This is a genomic window from Amycolatopsis sp. NPDC034160 (assembly GCF_055575355.1).
Window position 1 is genome coordinate 243,622 of the sequence record NZ_JBVISU010000010.1, and the last position, 20,279, is coordinate 263,900.

General features: G+C 69.0%; 21 protein-coding genes. 12 read left to right on the plus strand and 9 right to left on the minus strand.

What is annotated here, in order from left to right; all coding sequences use genetic code 11:
* Window positions 1-13: 13 nt before the first annotated feature.
* Entirely contained in the window at window positions 14-886 is an 873-nt protein-coding gene (locus ACZ54P_RS21660) for a GGDEF domain-containing protein (RefSeq protein ID WP_465463351.1), read from the minus strand.
* Window positions 887-1,142: 256 nt separating this feature from the next.
* Between ACZ54P_RS21660 and ACZ54P_RS21665 the strand changes: the two genes are divergently transcribed.
* The 7 genes from ACZ54P_RS21665 (at window position 1,143) to ACZ54P_RS21695 (ending at window position 9,032) form a co-directional block, all read left to right on the plus strand.
* Entirely contained in the window at window positions 1,143-3,416 is a 2,274-nt protein-coding gene (locus ACZ54P_RS21665) for a sigma-70 family RNA polymerase sigma factor (protein WP_465463352.1), read from the plus strand.
* Between the two features lie 12 nt (window positions 3,417-3,428).
* The gene (locus ACZ54P_RS21670) at window positions 3,429-3,929 is read left to right on the plus strand and encodes a GtrA family protein (protein ID WP_465463353.1); all 501 of its coding nucleotides are present in this window, start codon (window positions 3,429-3,431) and stop codon (window positions 3,927-3,929) included.
* 125 nt (window positions 3,930-4,054) lie between these two features.
* Window positions 4,055-4,594, plus strand: a complete 540-nt coding sequence (locus ACZ54P_RS21675) for a GtrA family protein (protein ID WP_465463354.1) — start codon at window positions 4,055-4,057, stop codon at window positions 4,592-4,594.
* 264 nt (window positions 4,595-4,858) lie between these two features.
* Complete coding sequence (locus ACZ54P_RS21680; RefSeq protein WP_465463355.1) at window positions 4,859-6,217, plus strand: MDR family MFS transporter; 1,359 nt, start codon at window positions 4,859-4,861, stop codon at window positions 6,215-6,217.
* Between the two features lie 11 nt (window positions 6,218-6,228).
* Window positions 6,229-7,065 (plus strand): NAD(P)H-binding protein, encoded by an 837-nt coding sequence (locus ACZ54P_RS21685; protein ID WP_465463356.1) that lies wholly within the window; start codon window positions 6,229-6,231, stop codon window positions 7,063-7,065.
* Between the two features lie 236 nt (window positions 7,066-7,301).
* Entirely contained in the window at window positions 7,302-7,940 is a 639-nt protein-coding gene (locus ACZ54P_RS21690) for a response regulator (protein ID WP_465463357.1), read from the plus strand.
* A gap of 459 nt (window positions 7,941-8,399) precedes the next feature.
* The gene (locus ACZ54P_RS21695; RefSeq protein ID WP_465463358.1) at window positions 8,400-9,032 is read left to right on the plus strand and encodes a helix-turn-helix transcriptional regulator; all 633 of its coding nucleotides are present in this window, start codon (window positions 8,400-8,402) and stop codon (window positions 9,030-9,032) included.
* A 207-nt stretch (window positions 9,033-9,239) separates the two neighbouring features.
* On the opposite strand, the gene ACZ54P_RS21700 is transcribed toward ACZ54P_RS21695, so the two are convergent.
* Both ACZ54P_RS21700 and ACZ54P_RS21705 read right to left on the minus strand, forming a co-directional pair.
* Window positions 9,240-10,523 (minus strand): ATP-binding protein, encoded by a 1,284-nt coding sequence (locus tag ACZ54P_RS21700; RefSeq protein ID WP_465463359.1) that lies wholly within the window; start codon window positions 10,521-10,523, stop codon window positions 9,240-9,242.
* 1 nt (window position 10,524) lies between these two features.
* Window positions 10,525-11,235: a response regulator transcription factor gene (locus ACZ54P_RS21705; protein WP_465463360.1), complete on the minus strand. Its 711-nt coding sequence runs from the start codon at window positions 11,233-11,235 to the stop codon at window positions 10,525-10,527.
* A gap of 36 nt (window positions 11,236-11,271) precedes the next feature.
* On the opposite strand from ACZ54P_RS21705, the gene hisN reads away from it, so the two are divergent.
* Entirely contained in the window at window positions 11,272-12,057 is a 786-nt protein-coding gene (gene hisN, locus ACZ54P_RS21710; RefSeq protein WP_465463361.1) for a histidinol-phosphatase, read from the plus strand.
* Window positions 12,058-12,529: 472 nt separating this feature from the next.
* Here hisN and ACZ54P_RS21715 read toward each other — a convergent pair whose 3' ends face one another.
* The 5 genes from ACZ54P_RS21715 to ACZ54P_RS21735 form a co-directional block, all read right to left on the minus strand.
* Window positions 12,530-12,805, minus strand: coding sequence for a hypothetical protein (locus tag ACZ54P_RS21715; RefSeq protein WP_465463362.1), 276 nt, complete (start codon window positions 12,803-12,805; stop codon window positions 12,530-12,532).
* On the minus strand, window positions 12,802-13,656 hold the full coding sequence (locus tag ACZ54P_RS21720; RefSeq protein ID WP_465463363.1) for a TNT domain-containing protein: 855 nt from the start codon (window positions 13,654-13,656) through the stop codon (window positions 12,802-12,804). The genes ACZ54P_RS21715 and ACZ54P_RS21720 overlap by 4 nt, the downstream gene beginning before the upstream one ends.
* 128 nt (window positions 13,657-13,784) lie before the next feature.
* Window positions 13,785-14,717, minus strand: coding sequence for a hydroxymethylglutaryl-CoA lyase (locus tag ACZ54P_RS21725; RefSeq protein ID WP_465463364.1), 933 nt, complete (start codon window positions 14,715-14,717; stop codon window positions 13,785-13,787).
* Window positions 14,717-15,292 (minus strand): PH domain-containing protein, encoded by a 576-nt coding sequence (locus tag ACZ54P_RS21730; protein WP_465463365.1) that lies wholly within the window; start codon window positions 15,290-15,292, stop codon window positions 14,717-14,719. Before ACZ54P_RS21730 ends, ACZ54P_RS21725 begins: the two co-directional genes overlap by 1 nt.
* Window positions 15,293-15,399: 107 nt before the next feature.
* Window positions 15,400-16,224 carry a biotin--[acetyl-CoA-carboxylase] ligase gene (locus ACZ54P_RS21735; protein WP_465463366.1) on the minus strand — a complete coding sequence of 275 codons (825 nt, stop codon included), beginning with the start codon at window positions 16,222-16,224 and terminating at the stop codon, window positions 15,400-15,402.
* A gap of 80 nt (window positions 16,225-16,304) precedes the next feature.
* On the opposite strand from ACZ54P_RS21735, the gene ACZ54P_RS21740 reads away from it, so the two are divergent.
* Complete coding sequence (locus ACZ54P_RS21740) at window positions 16,305-17,417, plus strand: C40 family peptidase (RefSeq protein ID WP_465463367.1); 1,113 nt, start codon at window positions 16,305-16,307, stop codon at window positions 17,415-17,417.
* 571 nt (window positions 17,418-17,988) lie between these two features.
* On the opposite strand, the gene ACZ54P_RS21745 is transcribed toward ACZ54P_RS21740, so the two are convergent.
* Window positions 17,989-18,819 (minus strand): alpha/beta fold hydrolase, encoded by an 831-nt coding sequence (locus ACZ54P_RS21745; protein ID WP_465463368.1) that lies wholly within the window; start codon window positions 18,817-18,819, stop codon window positions 17,989-17,991.
* Window positions 18,820-18,916: 97 nt separating this feature from the next.
* Between ACZ54P_RS21745 and ACZ54P_RS21750 the strand changes: the two genes are divergently transcribed.
* The 3 genes from ACZ54P_RS21750 (at window position 18,917) to trxA (ending at window position 20,126) form a co-directional block, all read left to right on the plus strand.
* Window positions 18,917-19,312, plus strand: a complete 396-nt coding sequence (locus ACZ54P_RS21750) for a nitroreductase/quinone reductase family protein (protein WP_465463369.1) — start codon at window positions 18,917-18,919, stop codon at window positions 19,310-19,312.
* A 78-nt stretch (window positions 19,313-19,390) separates the two neighbouring features.
* The gene (locus ACZ54P_RS21755) at window positions 19,391-19,786 is read left to right on the plus strand and encodes a MerR family transcriptional regulator (protein ID WP_465463370.1); all 396 of its coding nucleotides are present in this window, start codon (window positions 19,391-19,393) and stop codon (window positions 19,784-19,786) included.
* A 1-nt stretch (window position 19,787) separates the two neighbouring features.
* Complete coding sequence (gene trxA / locus ACZ54P_RS21760; RefSeq protein WP_465463371.1) at window positions 19,788-20,126, plus strand: thioredoxin; 339 nt, start codon at window positions 19,788-19,790, stop codon at window positions 20,124-20,126.
* The last annotated feature ends 153 nt before the right edge of the window (window positions 20,127-20,279 follow it).

The window sequence follows — 20,279 nt, forward strand, 5'->3', positions numbered from 1 at the left end:
TTGCGCTAGCCCCTCAGGAACGGGCGAGCGAGGTGAGCAGATCGCAGGCCGCGTCGTAGGACGGCGGGAGCCGGACCGCCGAAATCCGCGGACGGCCGGTATCGCGTAGCTGCGCGTCCACCGAAAGCCGCTCGTTGAGCGCCCGTCGGAGGGCGACGCCGGACGAAGCGAGCCTTACGTCCTTCGACACCAGCGCGCCCGCGACCGACGGCCCGAGCGAGGCGACGCTCTCCCCGCCGTCGAACACCTGCTTCAACGCGTCCGCCACCAGGATCATCGCGGTCAGCCGTGGCCAGCCCGCGACGGAGCTGAAGTCCATCGAGACCACCAGCAGCGTGTGCGCCTCCGACACCGGCCGCTCGTCACGGCGGGCCTGGCGGTACAGCTCACTCAGCCGAGTCCTCAGGTACGCGGCGGTGGGCAGTCCGGTGAGTGGTTCGGTGACTTCGGTGTGCGCGAGCTGATCGGTCGCCACGTCCGCCCACGCCAACGCCGTCACCCGGAGTAACCGGGATGGCGTGGCGTCGACATCCGGTGCGAGGAAACCGTCCACCGCGTCTAGGTCGGCGAGCACGGCGTACAACGCCGCGAGATCCGCGAGCGTCTCGGCCAGTCCGGCCCCCGCCGCGGCGCGCGCCCTGCCCAATCCCGCGAGGGCGGTCTCCGTGACCTCGGCGGTGACGGCTCGTCCGTTCTTGATCACCGCCGCGCAGACGGCGTCGACCTCGGGGAGGCCCCAGTCACTGGGGAAACGCCAGCCCGAGGCCAGGCTGGCCGTCCGCCAGCGAGCCCGCAGGGCGCGGAGAGAGCGGTCTCGTTCGAACCGGTTCCAGGCGGCTTGCCCGTCGGGTCCCCCGGACGGCGCACCGGTCGCCGGTACGTCCACTGGCCACCGCCCCTTCCGTCCTGATCTTTTCGATCTTGCGATCGCTTCACGGTGGGGACGCCGGTCCACGGCCGGTGTGACGGCGTTTTCCAAGGATCTTTCCGAACTCTTCGGTAACCCGGCCTGGGTGAAGGTGTTGCGCCCTCCGGGTCATCGGCGGTACCGCGAGGTGACGTGCGTCGCCCGGTCCGTCACACTGAGCCTGTTCGGGCGTCAGACGAGTAGAACCCGCCCAACCAGCAGATGAAGGAGTCCCGTGTCCATCGTTCCCGCCGATCTCTCCGGTAAGAGTGACGCCGAGCTGATCGCCGAGGTGCGTGACGGGAAGATCGCGTCTTACGGAACGCTTTACGAGCGTCACGCCGGCGCGGCGCACAACCTCGCCCGCCAGCTCGCCCGGTCCAGCTCGGAAGCCGACGACCTCGTTTCGGAAGCCTTCGCGAAGGTCCTGGACACGCTGCGTGGCGGCAAGGGCCCCGAAACGGCGTTTCGCGCGTACCTGTTGACAGCGCTCCGGCACACTGCCTACGACAAGACACGCAAGGAAAAACGCGTCGACCTGAACGAGGACATGTCCGACGTCGGCGGCGCCGTCGGCGAAGCGTTGACTGTCCCCTTCTCCGACACCGCCGTCGCCGGGCTCGAGCGCACGCTCGCCGCGAAGGCGTTCGCCCGGCTGCCCGAACGATGGCAGGCGGTGCTGTGGCACACCGAGATCGAGGGACAGAGCCCCGCCGAGGTCGCGCCGCTGCTGGGACTGACCGCGAACGGCGTCTCCGCGCTGGCCTACCGGGCCCGCGAAGGCCTGCGACAGGCGTATCTGCAGGTCCACCTTGCCGAGAACTCCGGCGAACGCTGCCGCGCGAGTGCCGACAAGCTCGGCGCGTGGACCCGCGACGGCTTGTCCAAACGCGAACGGGCCCAGGTGGAGAACCACCTGGACGAATGCGAGAAATGCCGCGCGCTGGCCGCGGAACTGGCCGACATCAACGGCGGTCTGCGCGGGATCATCGCGCCGATCGTGCTCGGTGGCGCGGCGCTCGGTTACCTGGCCACCGCCGGGGCCGGCAAGGCGAGCGCGGTCACCGCGGCCGCGACGGCCGCCGCCGCGGGGTCGACTTCGGGCGGGGCGGCGGGCGCCGCCGCGGCCGGACCGCGCCAGTTCGCCGGGGTGGCCGGATCGAGTGCGGCCATCGTCGCCGCGGTCGCGGTGGCACTCGCCGCCGGTGGCGGCACCCAGGAGATCCCCGCGGCGGCGTCCGTCCCGCCGCCCGCCGCGGCACCCGCTTCTCCGCAGCAACCTCCGCCCGCCCAGCAACCACCTCCTGCTCAGCAACCACCTCCCGCCCAGCAACCGCCGCCCGCGCAGCAGCCACCGCCGGCTCAGCAACCTCCTGCTCAGCAGCCGCCGCCCGCGCAGCAACCGCCGCCGGCTCAGCAACCTCCGCCCGCCGAGCAGCCCGCGCCGCCGTCGCCGGTGATCCCATCGCCTCCGGTGATGACGGCGGCGACCCCGGCCGGTGGCGTTCAGCTCCAGCCCGGTGAAGAAGCCAACCTGCCGATCACCGTGCGCAACGACGGTGGCTCGAAGTCCGAACCTGTCGCGGTCTCGCTGAATCTGCCGAAGGGCGTGACGGCCGTCCCCGCCGCCGGCGGTGGCGCGCCGGGCGTCACCGGCTTCCGGCAGCAGGCGCCCGCTCCGATCGCGGTGAGCTGCCCCGGCGGTACCGGCACCGTGTCGTGCCGGACCGGTACCGGACTCGAACCGGGACAGTCCGCGGTGCTGACGTTCCGGCTGCTCGCCGATGAAACGGCCGTCGACGGCAGCATGGTGACCGGTTCGGTGACGGCGGGCGCGCAGATCAAGGTGTCGGTCGCGGTGAAGGTCAAGGTGCCCGCGCCACCGGACGACCTCGTCCTGCGGGCCGAGAGCGACGGACTGGCGGCGTTCCCGTGGAACCGGAACCCGCTGGTGCTGGTCCGCGTGAAGAACACGGGCAAGACGACGAAGCCGGTGACGATCACCCTCGACCACCGGGTGCTCAACTCCTGGAGCGTGTACGGCATCCCTTGTCGGCCGACCGGCGAAGGCGCGTCGTGCACTTCGCGTGGCTCGTTGACTCCGGGACGTCAGGTCAGCCTGTGGGTCCGGTTGAAGGGACGTCCGGCGGACAACCTTCCGGTGACGGTGAACGCCACCCTCGGCGTCGCGAAGGCGAAGCCGGTGGAGGTCCACTTCGGCTGCTGGCACCACTGGTGTGACGACTCGGCGCTGCTTCCGCCGACCACTCCGCCTTCGCTGCCGTCGGTGCCTTCAGTCACTTCGAAGCCTCCGGCCACTTCGGAGACGACGAAGCCAGGGCGACCTGGATGGCCTGCTCCGTCGAAGAAGCCTTCGCCGTCAGGGACGCCTTCGGAATCGGCGAAGCAGGAGCCGGCCCCGCAGCCCACGACGACGAGCGCGCCACCGCGGCCGGGTAAGTCGAAGCCGACTGTGAAGCCCGAAGGGGTCTTCGGAGGTCTCCTTTAGTAGCGTGCCCTCATGCTGGCGAAACACCGGGAACTGTTGCGTTTCGCCACGGTTGGGGGTGCGAGTTTCGTCATCACGATGACGATCACCTACGGGCTGAAGTTCACCGTGCTGACCGACAAACCGGTGACCGCGCTGGTCATCGGCGTCCTGGTGGCGACCGTTTTCTCCTACGTGGCGAATCGCGAGTGGTCCTTTCGGACCCGGGGCGGTCGTGAGCGGGCACACGAGGCCGCGCTCTTCTTCCTGCTCAGCGCGATCGCGCTCGGGCTCAACGCGCTCCCGCAGCTGGTCTCGCGGTATGTGCTCGGGCTGGAGCAGCCGCACGTCGGGCTGCTGACCCAGGAGATCGCGGACTTCGTCAGCGGCGTGCTCGTCGGGACGCTGCTCGGCACCGTGTTCCGCTGGTGGTCGTTCAAGAAGTGGGTGTTCCCCGAAGCCGACGCGCGGCCGCGGCTGCTGCGGGGCGGCGGGCGCCGCGCTCCGGACGACCTGGACGACCGGGCCGCCTGACCTGGGAAGTGACAGCAAAGGTCCCTTGCTCCCCCGTCGCCGGGAGAATCGCCCAAAGTGTCATATAACGCTCCGGCTATGCCCTACCAGCCCATTCGAGAGCCGGAGCGAATTAGACTGGTCGGGTGACCGTGGTCGAATCCGTCCTTTCCCGGACGCCGGAGCCGTTCCGATCCGTGCTGATCAAGCACCGTGAACTGCTGAAGTTCGGAATCGTCGGCGGCACGACGTTCCTGGTCGACAACGGCGTCTGGTACCTGCTGAAGCTCAGCGTGCTGGAGTCGAAGCCGACCACCGCGAAGGCGATCGCGATCATCGTCGCCACGATCGTGTCCTACATCCTCAACCGCGAATGGTCCTTCCGGACCCGCGGCGGCCGCGAGCGGGCACACGAGGCGACGCTCTTCTTCGCGATCAGCGGGATCGCCGTGGTGGTCAACCTGATCCCGCTGTACACGTCGCGGTACGTCTTCGATCTCGAAGTGCCGCACGTGACGCGGTTCGTCCAGGAGTTCGCGGACTTCACGAGCGGGTCGATCATCGGCATGCTCCTGGCCATGTTCTTCCGCTTCTGGGGTTTCAAGAAGTGGGTCTTCCCGGATGAGCTGGGCAAACGCCGCCGGGACAGCGACGAGCCGGACGAAGACGTCATCCCGCTCCGCTGAGTAGTTCCCGGACAGGTACTTGTCAAAAGACATGTGAATGTCTAGGGTCATCCATGTCAACGTTCCTTCACAGGTGACGCCGGCCGGGTTCGTACGGTCGAGCGGGACGAATTCGAGGTGATCGCCAAGCGCGAAGAGGACCGCATCCGGTTCGGATGACGGTTGAGCCTTTTCCCGTCTTGGCGGGGATGCCGGGGCTGCTTTCGAAGCAGCGCTCCGCGTCCTTCGCGTTCCCTCGTTTTCTCCAGTGAATGGATCTTTTTCTTGAGCACCGCTCTCGGCGCGCCTCCGCGCGTCCAGCACACCCTTGCCCTCGTCGGGCTTTTCGCCGCCGTGTTCCTGGCGATGCTCGACGCCCAGGTCGTCGCGACCGCCCTCCCCCGCATGGTCGGCGAACTGGGCGGCGCCGCGTCGTTCGCCTGGGTCACCACCGCCTACCTGCTGGCCGGCAGCGTCAGCGCACCCGTCTACGGGAAGCTCGGCGACCTCTTCGGCCGCAAACGCGTCGTTCTCGCCGCGATCGCGCTGTTCACCCTCGGCTCCCTCGCCTGCGCGCTCGCGCCGACGATGCCGCTGCTGATCGCCGCCCGCGTCCTGCAGGGCGTCGGCTCCGGCGGCCTGTTCGTCGCGGTCGCCGCGATCATCGGCGAACTGTTCCCCGGTCGCGAAGGCGCCCGCTATTTCGCCTGGTTCTCCCTCTGTTTCGCCGGTTCCTCATTGGCGGGCCCGGTCGTCGGCGGCGTGCTGACCGACCTCGCGGGCTGGCGCTCGATCTTCGGAGTCAACGTGCCGATCGGGCTGGTCGCCCTCGTCGCCGTCGCACGCTTTCTCCGGCTCGAACGACGACGGACGACCGCACCGTTCGACTTCGCCGGGATCGTCGCCCTGTCCGGCGCGATCGTCGGCCTGACCCTGGCGACACCGCTGTCCGCGTCGATCGGCGCCGTGCTGCTCGTCGTCTTCCTGGTCATCGAGCGCCGGGCGGCCGAGCCGATCATCCCGCTCCGGCTGTTCCGCGTCAGGATGTTCGGCCTGAGCGTGCTCGCCAGCGCCGCGGCCGGGTTCGTCTTCCTGGGTTCGGTCAACTACCTGGCGCTCTTCCTGCAGACCGCGGGTGGCGCCGGACCTTCGGAAGCCGGGCTCCTGCTCCTGCCGATGACGCTCGCGGTCGCCGCGTCGTCGACGGTCGCGGGCCGGATCATCGCCAAGACCGGCGCCTACCGCTGGGCGCCGATCCTCAGCATGACCCTCGGCCTCGCCGCCGCCCTGGCGATGTCCACCATGGACGAGACGACACCGTTGCCGCTCGTCGTCACCTATCTCGTCGTGTTCGGCTTCGCCGCGGGGCTCAACATGCAGGTGCTCTCCATGGCGGCCCAGCAGGGCGTTCCCCGGACCGACCTGGGCGCCGTTTCGGCGACCGTCGGTTTCCTTCGTTCCCTCGGCACCACGGCCGGGCTGACCGTCTTCGGCGCGGTGTTCACCAATGCGTTCGGCACCGACAGCCCCGCCGGTTACGCGTCCGCGCTCAACGGCGTGTTCTGGGTAATGGTTCCCGCGCTCGCGATCGGCCTCGCCGCTTCCCTCTTCCTGCCGCGCGTCCAGCTGCGGCGCCACCACTAAGGAGTTCTTCGATGATTCTCGTTCTCGGTTCCACCGGCAAAATCGGCCGCGAACTCGTTCCCATGCTGTTGGACAAGGGCGCTCGCGTACGCGCGCTGACCCGTGATCCCGCCCGCGCCCGCCTCGATCCGCGTGCCGAAGTCACCGCCGGTGATCTCGACGCCTTCGACCCCGCGCTGCTCGACGGCGTCGATCGCGTCTTCATCCTCACTTCCGGGCACGGCTCGGACGGGCTCACCCAGGAACGCGCGGTGGTCAGGGCGGCCACCGGCGTCGACCGGCTCGTCAAGCTCTCCACCACCGGTGTCCATTTCGGACAGACGGATCCGATCTCGTCGGTGCACGCCGCCGCCGAGCAAGCCGTGCGCGAGGCCGGGCCGGACTGGACGATCCTGCGTCCCGGCACGTTCATGGACAACCGGTTCGCCTGGCTGCACGCCGTGCGCGGCGACGGCGTCATCCGGGTCCCCGAAGGCGATCCGCCGTCCGCGCTGGTGCACGTCCGCGACATCGCCGAAGTCGCCGCGACCGTGCTGACCACCGACGGGCACGCGGGCAAGACGTATCCGATCACCGGCGGCGAGGCCCTTACGACGCGGCACCAGGTCGAGATCCTGGGCGACGTCCTCGGCCGGCAGCTGGCCTACGTCGAAGAGCCCGAAGCCGACGCCCGCGCCAAGATGCTCGGGTACGGCTGGCCCGCTTCGACGATCGACGGGCTCTTCGAACTCAAACGGCAGTCCGCCGGAAACGAGGAGATCGTGTTCGGCACCGTCCGCGAACTCCTCGGCCGGGCGCCGCTGACGTTCGCCGACTGGGCTCGCGAGCACGCCGCTGCCTTCGCCTGACCTGCGGAAAGAGAGCAAGGGACCTTTGCTCCCGTTAGTTAGCGTGCTAACGAACGCGAGCAGAGGTCCCTTGCTCCCCGCCTGGGCCGAAAGGGTTAATGACTTGGGCGGAACCCGGTAATACGCGACACTCATCGGGCGTTTAATTCTCGCCGGTCCGCTGTCCGGACCACGCGTTGTCCGCGACCGGCCCCTCTCGTTAGCGTGCCGCGTCGGGGAGACAGGGGGAGAACCGGATGAACGAACGCCTTCGCGTGCTCGTGGTCGACGACCATCCGTTGTTCCGATTCGGGGTGTGCACACTGCTCGCCAACGAACCACAGATCGACGTGGTCGGCGAGGCCGCGAGCGGGGCTCACGCGATCAGCGCGGCGAGTGCCCTCGTGCCGGACGTCGTGGTCATGGACCTGCACCTGCCCGACCTCAGCGGCGCCGAAGCGACCCGGCACATCGTCGCCGAACAGCCGGACGTCGGCGTGCTCATGCTGACCATGGCGGACGAAAGCGAATCCGTTTTCTCCGCGATGCGAGCCGGAGCCCGCGGATATCTGCTGAAAGACGCCGAACCCGACGAAATCATCCGCGCCGTCCAAGCCGTCGCAAGGCGCGAAGCGATCTTCGGGCCCGATATCGCGACGCGAGTCCTCAGCTTTTTCAACCACTCCACGCCGACGGTGTTCCCGGAACTGACCGTTCGCGAACGAGAGGTCCTCTCGCTCATCGCCGGGGGCCACAGCAACACCGCCATCGCCGGCAGACTGTGTCTCAGCCCGAAAACCGTGCGGAACCACATTTCCAACGTATTCAGCAAGCTTCACGTCACGGACCGCGCCGAAGCCATCGTGCGGGCCCGCGAAGCCGGGCTGGGTCGCTGAACAGCTCAGCCGGGCGTTATTGCTGGTGGCGTGATCGGAGCCCGGCCGCGGCCCGGAGCGCGGCGGCCGGGATCCCTGCTCTCAAGGTCACGGTCCGGCAAAGCCGAGGTAGGGCAGGCCTGATCCTGCGCAGTGTCCACAAGGGACATGTTCTGGCAATTGAGTGGCCGTTTGATGGCTCTCTGTGCGGTTCGCGAGGGGGTCGTGAGTGGCGATGAGGGTTAGAACGACCCAAATTACTCACGACCCCTTATGGACAGGCCAAAGCAGGGCTGAGCCGCTAGGGCGGGCGGCCTTCACGGACCGCGCCCACCGGCGACCTCACCGAGCAACCCCGATAAGGGCGACTTTTCGGGCAATGTCGGGACCGGAGTCCCATGCGCCCGGGACACCTCACCCGGCAGGGTGAGTGGTGCGAGGGGCGGGGCCCTCGCACCGTTCGAGGGGAATGGGACTCACATGTTCGAACCGAACAGGACACCGGTGGTCGTCCGCGCCACCGATCCGATCCTGCACAAGGGCATCTGCATGACGCTGCGCTCCCGTGACGACGTCTGGCTGGTGGACGGGGAGACCGCCGACCCGAGCATGGTGGCCCTCCTGGTCACCGACCGCCTCGACGAGGCGATGACGCGACTGCTGTCCGCGCTCCACCACCAGGGGTTCACCCGCATCGTGCTCATCGCGGGTGAAGTCGACGACAACGAGATCCTCGGCGTCATCGAGCACGGTGTCTGCGCGGTCGCCCGCCGCTCGGAGGCCGGCGCCGACCTGCTGGTCCGGCTGATCAAGGCGGCCGCCGCCGGGGAAGGCGCGATTCCGCCCGATCTGCTCGGCAGGCTCCTGCACCGGGTCTCCCGGCTGCAACGTCAAGTCCTGCAGCCGCGCGGCCTGCAGTTCGGCGGCATGAGCAACCGGGAGACCGAAGTGCTCAAGCTGGTCGCGTCGGGGTTTTCGACCCAGGAGATCGCGGATCAGCTCTGCTATTCGGAGCGCACGGTGAAGAGCATCCTGCACGACGTGACCAACCGGTTCCAGCTCCGGAACCGCTCGCACGCGGTGGCTTACGCACTGCGTGAAGGATTGATCTGACGCCGTGCTCAGCCAGGTCGACGAGGCCCTGTGCCTCCTCATCGCACCTCATCAGCCGGAGGGAACGGTGGTCCGGCTGGATCCGCCGAAACCCACCTGGCAGACGGAGACGGCGATATCGAGCGTCGACCTGTTCCTCTTCGCCCTGCACGGCGGAGTACCGGGACTGAGCACCGGCGCACACCATTCGGCGTTGGTCGCCACAACTCAACGAGGGACTCGCTCAGCCGGCCAACGCACTTCGGCCACATCGCCAGGGCGAGGGACCTTCAGGAAGAGGCTGAACACCACGGGCTGTTTGCTCGACAGCTCCAGCCGCCCGCCGTCGGCCTCGACGAGGGCGCGGGCGAGCGCGAGCCCGACCCCGGTCGAGCCACCGCCGGAGAACCCGCGTTCGAAGATGTGCGGAGCCAGCTCGTCGGGCACACCCGATCCGGTGTCGGCGACCTCGATGACCACGGTGCCGTCCGTGTCACCGCGGCGGGCGGCGAGCGTCACCGTTCCCGCCCCGTGGCGCAGGGCGTTGTCCAGCAATACGCCGACGACCTCACGCAACCGGCCAGGGGTGGCCCGGGCCCTCAGCCCGTCGGTGACGCGGAGCCGCAGATGCCTGCCTTCGGCGCGAAGCAGCTGTCGCCATTCCTCGGAAACCTCGGGCAGCACCTCCGGCAGATTCACCGGTTCCGCGCCGACCTCGCTGGCGGCACGCGCCGCCGCCAGCAGTTCGTCGAGTGCCTCGGCCAGCCTGTCGGCCTGTTCTTGCGCCGCCTTCGCCTCGTCGACCACGTCTTGATCGTGATGGACGGTGAGCGGTTCGAGCCGCAGCTGCAACGCGGTCAACCGGCTCCGCAGCTGGTGGGAGACGTCGCCGACGAGCTGGCGTTCTCGCTGGACGAGCTGCGCCAGCGCCGAACCGGACGCGTCGAGGGCTTCGGCGACCATGTCGAGTTCGCCGACGCCGTAGCGTTTCGGGTCCGGCCGGAAATCACCGCCACCGAGTTTGACCGCGCGATCGGCGACATGCCTCAGCGGTTTCGCGAGCCGCCGCGCCGTCACGGTCGCGACCACCGTGCCGGTGCCCACCGACAACACGACGAGCAGCACCACCAGCAACGTCACCTGGGTCTGGCGGGTGCGCATCGGCCCGGCGGGCATGGCCAGCTCGACCTCGCCGTGCAACGCGATCGGCGCCCGCTCGGACACCACGTCGGAGCCGGGGTCGGAGCCGTACCGCTTCTCCGTCTGTCCCTGAGCTCGGATGGTGAGCAACCCGCCCTGCGGCACGGCCACCCGGACCAGGTCGAGGTCGATCGGCTTGCCGATGGCGATCTCGCTGTCGAGCGTCGCGGCGATCCCGCGCGCCGACGACGCGAGGTTCTCCCGGTTGAGGTTCTCGACCAGCTGCCAGGCGGTGATCCCGAGCGGGATGCCCAGCACCGCCGCGGTCACCGCGACGGCGAGCAGGATCGCCAGGAGGATACGGCGGCGCATGCTATTCCGCGTTGAAGCGGAAGCCGACGCCGCGGACCGTGGCTATCCGCCGTTCGCCGTCGCCGTTCCCGCCGGGCTTGCCCGTCCGGCCCGCCGCCTCGTCCGCGGCGATCGCGAGTTTCCGCCGGAGCCACGACATGTGCATGTCGAGCGTCTTCGAAGTCTTCGATTCGAGGTCGTTCCACACCTCGGCGAGGATCTCGTCGCGGCTGACGACCTGACCGGCCCGGCTCATCAGCACCCGCAGCAGCTCGAACTCCTTGTTCGCCAGCTGCACCTCGTGCAGGTCCACGGTGACCATCCGGGCACCGAGGTCCATCCGCACTCCCCCGGCTTCGAGCACCTCGGGCGCCCGGCGGCGGAGCAGCGCCCGGATGCGGGCCAGCAGTTCGGCGAGCCGGAACGGCTTCGCGACGTAGTCGTCGGCACCGGCGTCGAGCCCGACCACGAAGTCGACCTCGTCCGTGCGCGCGGTGAGCATCAGCACCGGCACTTCCGTCCCGCTGGCGCGCAGGCGGCGGCACACCTCGAGACCGTCCATTCCGGGCAGGCCGAGATCGAGGACCAGAAGATCGACCCGGTCGCTCTCGGTCGCGTCGAGAGCGGCGGGCCCGTCACCGACGACCCGCACGTCGTATCCCTCCCGCTGGAGAGCGCGGGAAAGCGGATCGGCGATGGCCGGGTCGTCCTCGGCGAGTAGCACCTTGCTCACCTGGCCAACTCTACGGCCGCCGGGCGTGAAAGCATCGTGACCGTGCCCGGCTACGAGAATGATCTGGAACTCGCGTCCCGGTTGGCCGACGCCGCCGACGCCATCACGACCGACCGGTTCCGCGCGCTGGACCTGGCCGTGGAACGCAAACCCGACCGCACACCGGTCACCGACGCGGACACGGCCGTCGAAGACGCCATCCGCGCGATCCTCGCCACAGAACGCCCGGGCGACGCCGTGCTCGGTGAAGAACGCGGCGGTTCGGCCGCGACCGGCCGGGCCTGGGTGCTCGATCCGATCGACGGGACCAAGAACTTCCTGCGCGGTGTCCCGGTCTGGGCGACGCTGATCGCGCTGGTCGAAGACGGTACGCCGGTGGTGGGCCTGATCAGCGCGCCGTTGCTCGGCCGCCGTTGGTGGGCGGCCACGGGGGACGGCGCCTGGATGCGCGACTCCGGCGGCGAACGGCGCCTGTCGGTGTCGAAGGTCTCCTCGCTCGAAGACGCCTATCTGTCCACAACGGACTTGAACTCGTGGGTCGAGTACCACTCACGGGAAAAGTACCTCGACCTCGTCAACGCGTGCTGGGAAAGCCGCGCTTTCGGCGACTTCTGGCACCACTGCCTGGTCGCCGAGGGCGCGCTCGACGTCACCGCGGAATGCATCGTGAACCCGTGGGACGTCGCCGCCGCCCAGGTGCTGATCACCGAGGCCGGCGGGCGGTTCACCGACCTTTCCGGCGAGGCGCGCTACGACAACGGCTCAGCCCTTTCGACGAACGGTCTGCTCCACGACGAAGTACTCGCCATCCTGAAGCGCTGACGGTCAACTGGCCGCGCGATACAGGTGGTCGTGAGTGGCGAGTCGGGTTCTAGCCAAGGGTGTTTTAGGTACCTACGGCGGGTGCGCCGGATAGCGGCCGGTCCGTGAAGGTCCCCTCAGCAGCAGCACCACCAGCCACAGCTCACCTTCCCAAGTACATGAAGGCCCCCTTCACCGCGCCTAGCGCAAGCAAGGGGGCCTTCACGTACTTCACGGCGGCACGGCGGCGGTACCAGCTGGGTCGGGGTGGTCGTGAGTGGCGAGTCGGGTTCTGACCCGACGGTGTTTTAGGTACCTACTGGGGGCCGAGTATCGGCCGGTTCGTGAAGGACTCCTTGCCTACCCTAAAGGTAGGAAAGGAGTCCTTCACGGACTCGGTAAACGCCACGGTCGCCCCAGACGCACCTTCCCCAGTACAGGGGAGAGGGTCCGTTCTCACCCGAATCGCCACTCACGACCCCGCGAAACTCCGTCAGTGCGCGCCGGGCAGCAGGCCGACCGCGCCACGCGCGACCTGCGACCAGGCCAGGCGGCCGAAAAGGTAGTGACACGCGACCTGTTCGGTGGTGAAACGCGCCCAGTCGTATCGGTTGCCTTGCTCGCGCCAGAACACTTCCCAGGCGGGCTCGGCGCCCTCTTCCTCGACGCGCATGAGACACCAGGCGTTGTCCGTCTCCGCGCCGACCGAGACCACTTCGGGCGGCACGCCCAACGCGGCCAGCCACCGCAGGATCGTCCCCGTGTTCACCGAACCTCCCCCGTGACGTCCGCCAGGAAGCCCAGCGTGACGAGTTCATCCGCGCCCAGCACCGCGCGAAAGCGCACTCCACCGCCCGGCTGGCCGAACCATTCGGCGTTCACCGAGCGCCAGACCGGCAACGGCCGGACGACGCGGTATCGCCGATAGGCGGCGATCTGGTCGGGCGGCAACGAGCGCATCGAATACAAGGTCGCGTCCTCGGCGAACACCCGGCCGTGCTGATCCCCGAACCGGTCGAGATGGGTGCCGACCTCGAGCATCACCGGAGTCGGCTGGTCGATGCCACCCTCGGGAAAGAGCTCGCCGGGAGGCCACGAGTACCCGGTTTCGTCGGTGAACCGGCGCGTCCAGTCCTCTGGGGACTCGCCGCCCCACGGGTCGTGTCCCCTCATCAACGCCGGTGGGCCTACGGCGGCCTGTGTCGTCGGCGAACGCCGGAAACCGCCGCTGACGTGCGTCAACGCGTCCAGGTCGTCCAGCACGTGTGCTTCCGGGTGATCCAGCGGACCGGAGCCGCCCTCGGGAAGCGGCAGCTGGCGCGCCGGTTTGGCCATCGCGACCGGAAGATGCCCGATGGGGAACATGTGCACCAGGAACAGCGCGATCACGCTCTCCCGTTCGGTCCGCAAGGCCCCCATCGGGGGCGGAGCGACGGGTAACGGCGGCGCGGGCGGCGGGGCCTGCGGCGGGAACGGCATCCGCAACGGCGCGACGGCGGGTGGCCATGGCGAAGGCGTGTACGGAGCCCGTAGACCCTGCGGCGGCGTCGGCGCGTCGGCGCCTTCGAACGACACAGGCAACCGGATCGGGCCTGTCCCGGCCTCGCTCGGATCGGTCACCGCACTCCCCAAGGAATCGATCCCACCGGTGAAGGGGGAGGCAGCGGACAGGACGCGTCAAGACCTTATCGCCGACCGGCGTTCTCGTTGGTGAATACCCGAAAGCGCGTCAAAGGCGGCTTCCGACCTCATCCCGCGAGCGCGTTGACCACCCGGGACGGGCTCGGCCTGCCCAGCTGCCCGGCCATCCACTTGCTCGTCGACACCAACGCGTCGAGGTCGACCCCGGTTTCGACGCCCAGACCGTCGAGCATCCACACCAGATCCTCGGTCGCGAGGTTCCCGGTGGCCGATTCGGCGTACGGGCAGCCACCCAGCCCACCGGCGGACGAGTCCACAGTGGATACACCGCAGCGGAGGGCGGCCAACGTGTTCGCGAGCGCCTGCCCGTAGGTGTCGTGGAAATGCACGGCGAGGGCGGAGACGTCGGCGAACTGCCCGATCAGCGCCTCGACCTGACCCGCGGTGGCGACGCCGATGGTGTCCCCGAGCGAAAGCTGCGAACACCCGAGGTCCAGCAGGCGTTTGCCCACCCCGGCGACCTGTGTGGCCGGGACGGCGCCCTCCCACGGGTCGCCGAAGCACATCGACACGTAGCCGCGCACGTCGAGACCTTCGGCCCGCGCCCGGGTGACGACCGGCTCGAACATCGCGAACTGGTCGTCCACCGACGAGTTGAGGTTCTTCTTGGCGAAGGTCTCGGTGGCACTGGCGAAGATCGCGATCTGCGAGACACCGGCCTCCAGCGCCCGGTCCAGTCCGCGCTCGTTCGGGACGAGCACCGGGTAACGGACGCCTTCGCGGCGGTCGAGCCCGGCCAGGAGCCGCTCGGCGTCGGCCAGCTGCGGCACCCATTTCGGGCTCACGAAACTGGTCGCTTCGAGCGTGGTCAATCCGGCGTCGGCGAGCCTGTCCAGGAACTCGATCTTCACTTCGACCGGAACGATCGACTTCTCGTTCTGCAGGCCGTCGCGCGGGCCGACCTCCCAGATCGTCACCCGGTCCGGCAACGCCGAGGCGGACGGGACGCGATCGGGCAGCCCCAGCTCTCGCGTACCCATCAACGCCGCCGGTTTCCGCGCGGCGGATGCCCCTGCGGCGGCAAGGGTTCGGTCTGTTGCGGGGCGCCCGGCGCGTAGTCGTCGTACGGGTTGTCGTTGACCTCGCGGTAGATGACCGTGTGCACCCGCTCGACCTTGGGGATGTCGTCGAACTTCAGCGGTTCGTCCGACGCGGACTCGATCACCAGCGTGCCGCAGCCGAACACGCGGTCCAGCAGCCCGTGCTCGAACTGGACGCTGTTGATCCGCGACAGCGGGATGTCGATCCCGGTCCGCTTGAGCACGCCCTCGCGGGCGATCAGCCGGTCCGTGGTCACGATGAAGTGCGTCGTGCGCCAGCGGACGAACGGCGCGAGGAACAGCCACACGATGAGACCGAGCCCGATGACGCCGACGGCGATCAGCGAGATCAAGTCCCAAGGGGCCGTCGCGTCCTTCGCCAGGATGCCCAGCCAGGTACCCACGCCGAGCGTGACGATCAGCGCGAGGAAGGGAAAGATCAGCATTTTGAAATGCGGGTGACTGTGCACCACGACGTGCTCGTTTTCGCTGAGCAAATCGTCCGGATAGGCCACGACGGACGCTCCCAAAGTGTGTTCGGCGCTGGTGAGCTCACCGTACCGGCGAACCGTCCCGGCGGAAGAGGAGGCGCCGCAAATCGAAACCCGCCGCCACGGCCGGGTCAGGCCCCGGCTGGCCGCACGTGGACGACGTCTCCGGCGAACACCGTGTACCGCTCGCCACCGGGAACGTCGACCTGGAGCTGGCCGGCGGGATCGATGTCGGCGGCACGGCCGGTCAGTGCCGAGCCGTCGGGCAGCTGGACCTCGACGTCCTGGCCCAGCGTGGCGCAATGCCGCCGGTAGTCGGTGAGCAGGCCCGCTTCGGCCAGCGACCCGCCGGCGAGCCGCCAGCGGTGTTCGAGTTCGTCGAAACGGGTGAGCAGCCGAGTGGCGATTTCGGCGCGATCGGTCTCGTCCGCCCCCTGCTCGGCCAGCGACGTCGCCGGAAGACCGCCGGGCCCGGCCGGGACGTTCTCGCCTAGCGGCAGCACGTTCAGTCCGATGCCGAGGACCACGGTGGTCTCGTCACCGGAGACGGCCTCGGCCAAGATTCCCGCGCATTTGGCGCGCCCCGGCCCGGCCAGGACGTCGTTCGGCCACTTGAGGACGGCGTCGACACCCAGGCTCGCGGCGACCTCCCGCACCGCGAGCCCCGCGACCACGGAAAGTGAACCCAGATTGGCGAACGGAACCTCGCGTGGACGCAGCAGGACACTGACGTAGAGGCCGGATCCCTTCGGCGAAGACCAGTGCCGGGCGCGGCGGCCGACCCCGGCCGTCTGCTCTTCGGCGATCAGCACGGTGCGGTCCTCGACCCCCTTCGCGGCGGCTTCCCGCAGGTCGGCGTTGGTGGACCCGGTGCTCGCCACGACCTGGATCGCGGCGTACCGGCCGGACAGCGCGGCACTCAGACGCTCGGCGTCGAGCGCTCCCGTCTCACTCATTCGTCCAGAATATGAGAGTCCCCCTAACGTGCAAGACGTTCGCTCGTTACGCAGAGGTGGCCTCGAATAACCTGGACGGCGTGACTGAGCCCGAGCCCGCCGCAAGCAGCCCGAAGAACAAGTCGTGGGCGCATGGTGTGGCGATGCGCGGCCTGGTCGCCCTCCCCTTGGTCGCGGGGCTCGCGACAGCGGGCTGGCTGCTCGCGGGCGGCAACGACCCGGCACCCGCCGACGGGCCCCAGCCGGTCCCCGTCCCGGCGGCCAACCAGGACCCCGCCACCGTCGGCGGCGGCGCGGGTCCCTCCGTCCTCGAAGTCAGCGCACCGGTCAAGGCCCAGGAGACACCGAAGGGCGCCCGGCCGCTCGAAGAATGGGCCACCAAGCTCGCCGGACCGCTCGACATCCCGGCGAAGTCTCTGATGGGGTACGCGAACGGCGAGCTGGCGCTACGCGCCGAGCAGCCGAACTGTCACCTTTCCTGGGTCACCCTGGCGGGGGTCGGCGCGGCGAGTTCGAACCACGGACGCGGCGGCGACAACCCCATGGGCCTGTCGGCACAGCAGTGGAAGAAGCACGGGACTTCGATCCCCGGAATCGCGAAACCCGCGCTCGGCGACCCCGACTCCGCGGCGGTCGCCGCCGGTCGCGCGCTGTGCGCTTCCGGAGCCGACCTCGGCGGCGGCAACGGCTGGTGGAAGGCGATCGCCGGGTACCAAGGCGGCAAAGGCACCGAGACCGAGCTGTTCCGCCAGCGCGTCCTCGGCAACGCCCAGCTGTACGCGACCCTTTCGCTCGACCCGGCGCGAGCCGGGAGCCCCGCGGTGAAGGCGACCCGGTTCGCCCTCGGCCAACTGGGACTCCCGTACGTGTGGGGCGGCAACGGACCCGAAGCGGGCGCGGCGGGCTTCGACTGCTCCGGGCTGACGAAGGCGTCCTACGATGAAGCCGGTGTCGGGCTGCCGCGGACCGCGGACAGCCAGTTCCGGGCGCTGCCGCAGGTGCCCGCCGGCCAGGAGCCGAAACTCGGCGATCTCGTGTTCTACGGGAACCCGGCGACGCGGATCCATCACGTCGGGCTCTACCTCGGGAACGGCCTGATGATCAACGCGCCGACCCAGGGCCAGGCGATCCAGATCCACACGTATCACTCGAAGGGCGACGACTACACCGGTGCCGGCCGCCCGGCGGCTTAGGAGAGCGTGCCGCGGGTTGGTCGTGAGTGGCGATTCGGGTTCTAACCCGAATCGCCACTCACGACCCCGCCAGCGGTTCAGCGCGTTGGCACGGTCGCCGCGAGCGTTCCGGTATCCGAGTACGACGACCGCCTCGGTACGAGCAGGCAGGCGTTCGTGCGCCAGAGCCCGGCTGGCCCGCCAGTGCACGAACTCACCCCACGCGGTCAACCAGAAAAGGCCGAGACCCACCAGCGTTCTCCGTTTCACGGTGCGCGATCTTCCCACGTCGACGCGCGTGCGAAGGTGACTTCACCGCTCCGCCAAACGCAGTAGGTAGACGGCGGGCATCGGCATCTTCCGCGAGAACTGCGACGATCGCTCTCACCGTCGGTTGCCGGAGACTCTCGCCCGGAGGGGCGAAATTCGCGTCGGCCCAGCTGCGCGCGTAGGGCACGGCGTAGCCCGAGTTCTTGAGCGAGCAGTTCCGCTGCCGCCGCGCCCGCCGTTGTCAGGGGCCGGTCCGGGTTGTCGGGCCCTCCCGGCGCTGGCGGAACGGACTCGGCGTGTCGCACGAGAACGATGCCGCGCGTCACCGGCACTCGGCCAACCAGTCCAGCGCCGCCTCCCCGTGCCGGAGTACCGAGATGTGCCCGTCCTCGGGAAAACTGCGCAACTCGGCTGTGGCGCATTGCCGCGCGAGCCACTCCCCGTGCGCGAGCGGGGCGATCCGGTCCGCGCCACCGTGCAGGAGCAGAACCGGCGCTTCGACGTCGGACGGCTGGAATCCCCATGGCGCGACGTACGCGAGATCGTCGTCGATCAGCCCACCCGGGCCGCCATCGATAGCGGGACCCACGACCTCGTGGATCCAGGCCCAGTCGTCCTTCAAGGCCGCGTGATCCGACGCGGTGAACATCTCGGCGTCGTACTCGGCCGATGCCTCGTATTCCGTCTTTTCCGCTCGTCCGGCCAGGGCGGCGGTCAGCGACTCGACGCCTGCCGCGCCCATGCCCGCGAACCAGTCCAGCCCCTCGACGTCGTACGGCGCCATACTCGCGACACCGATCACTGCCGAGATCCGTTCGGGCAGCAGCGCCGCGCACGCGAGCGCGTGCGGGCCGCCGCCGGAGTGCCCGAAGACCGCGAAGCTCTCGATCTCCAGGGCGTCGGCGATCTTCGCGACATCCGACGCCGCCGACGCGATATCTCGACCGGGCCGAGGCGTCGAGCCGCCGTAACCAGGCCGGTCGTGGGAGACCCACCTCAGCCCGAGTCGCTCGGCGGCCGCGAGCAGCGGCCCGGGTGGAGCTCCGATGTTGGGGGTTCCGTGGTGCCAGAAGACCACCGAGCCGGTCCCGCCCGTGTCATACGCGTGCAGGGTGGCCCCGTCCCCCAGGTCCACGTCGAACTCTTTCACCATGTGCCGACCGTACTGACGCGAACGACGTGCCGCTGGTGCGCCGAACCGCACTCGGGCACCCTTGACCTTGCCCACCTCTCCGAGCACCAGGAGCCGTATGTCGCGCTTTCACGAGATCAAGCACCGGGTGGCCACGACCTTCCAGCGGCATGTGGGCAACCCGCTTCTCCGCCGATTGCCGAACCAGCCGGTCCTCGAGACCACAGGCCGTAAATCCGGGGTGCCCCGGCAGACACCGATCGGCGGGCGCCGGGTGGGCCGCGAGTTCTGGATCGTCTCGGAGTTCGGCGAGAAGTCGCAGTACGTCCGCAACATCCAAGCCGATCCGCGCGTCCGGCTCCGGCTCAAGGGCCAGTGGCACACCGGCACGGCGCACCTGCTCCCGGACGACGACCCGCGTGCCCGGCTCAAGGCCCTGCCCAGGCTCAACAGTGCCGCCGTGCAGGCGATCGGCACCCAGCTCCTCACCATCCGGGTGGATCTCGACGACTGACCGGTCGGACCAACCGAAACCGGGCACCCGGATTTCGTCTTTGCCTTGACGCCAAGGGCAAGGTTTACGCTCGGAACCATGCGGATCGGCGAACTCGCCGCGCGTACCGGAACCACCACCCGCGCGCTGCGTTTCTATGAGTCACAGGGGCTTCTCGACGCACGGCGCGCGTCGAACGGCTACCGGGAGTACGACGAAGACGACTATCGCCTGGTCAACGAGATCCTGACCCTGCAAGCGGTCGGGCTCAGCCTCGAAGACACCAGGCCGTTCGTCGAGTGTCTGCGCGCCGGTCACGAAACCGGCGACTCGTGCGCCGATTCGATCGAGGTCTACCAACGCAAACTCGCCGAGGTGGACGCCTGCCTGGCCAGGCTCAACGACGTGCGGGACAGCCTGCTGGCGAAATTGGCCGGCGCGTTGAAAACACCGCCGGGGCCGTGCGTCGTCATGCCGGAGAACAAGGAGTCCTGAGATGTCGTCCCTTTCCGTCGTCACCGACGAAACCTTCCAAGAACTCGTCCTGGACCAGGACAAGCCCGTCCTGGTGGACTTCTGGGCGCAGTGGTGCCCGCCTTGCCACATGATCGCGCCGGTGCTCGCCGAGATCGCCGACGAGCGCGCCGACACGCTGCTCATCCGCAAGCTCAACTCCGACGAAAACCCTCTGACGGCACGGAATTACCAGGTCATGTCCCTGCCGACGCTGATTCTCTTCCGCGACGGCGGTCCGGTGTGGACAATCGTCGGCGCACGGCCGAAGGCTCGGCTGCTGAGCGACCTGGACGCCGTTCTGCAGACGACCGGTGTCTGACTCGACAGGACGATGTCTGGCGAGATCCCTACTGCGAGAGTCACGGGCCCTGCGAAGTCGAGATCGTGCGGGCCTGATCCTGGACGCCGACCGGGCGCCACTGTCCACAGGGACACATCCTGGCGACCGAGTGGGCTGGGTTGGTCGTGAGTG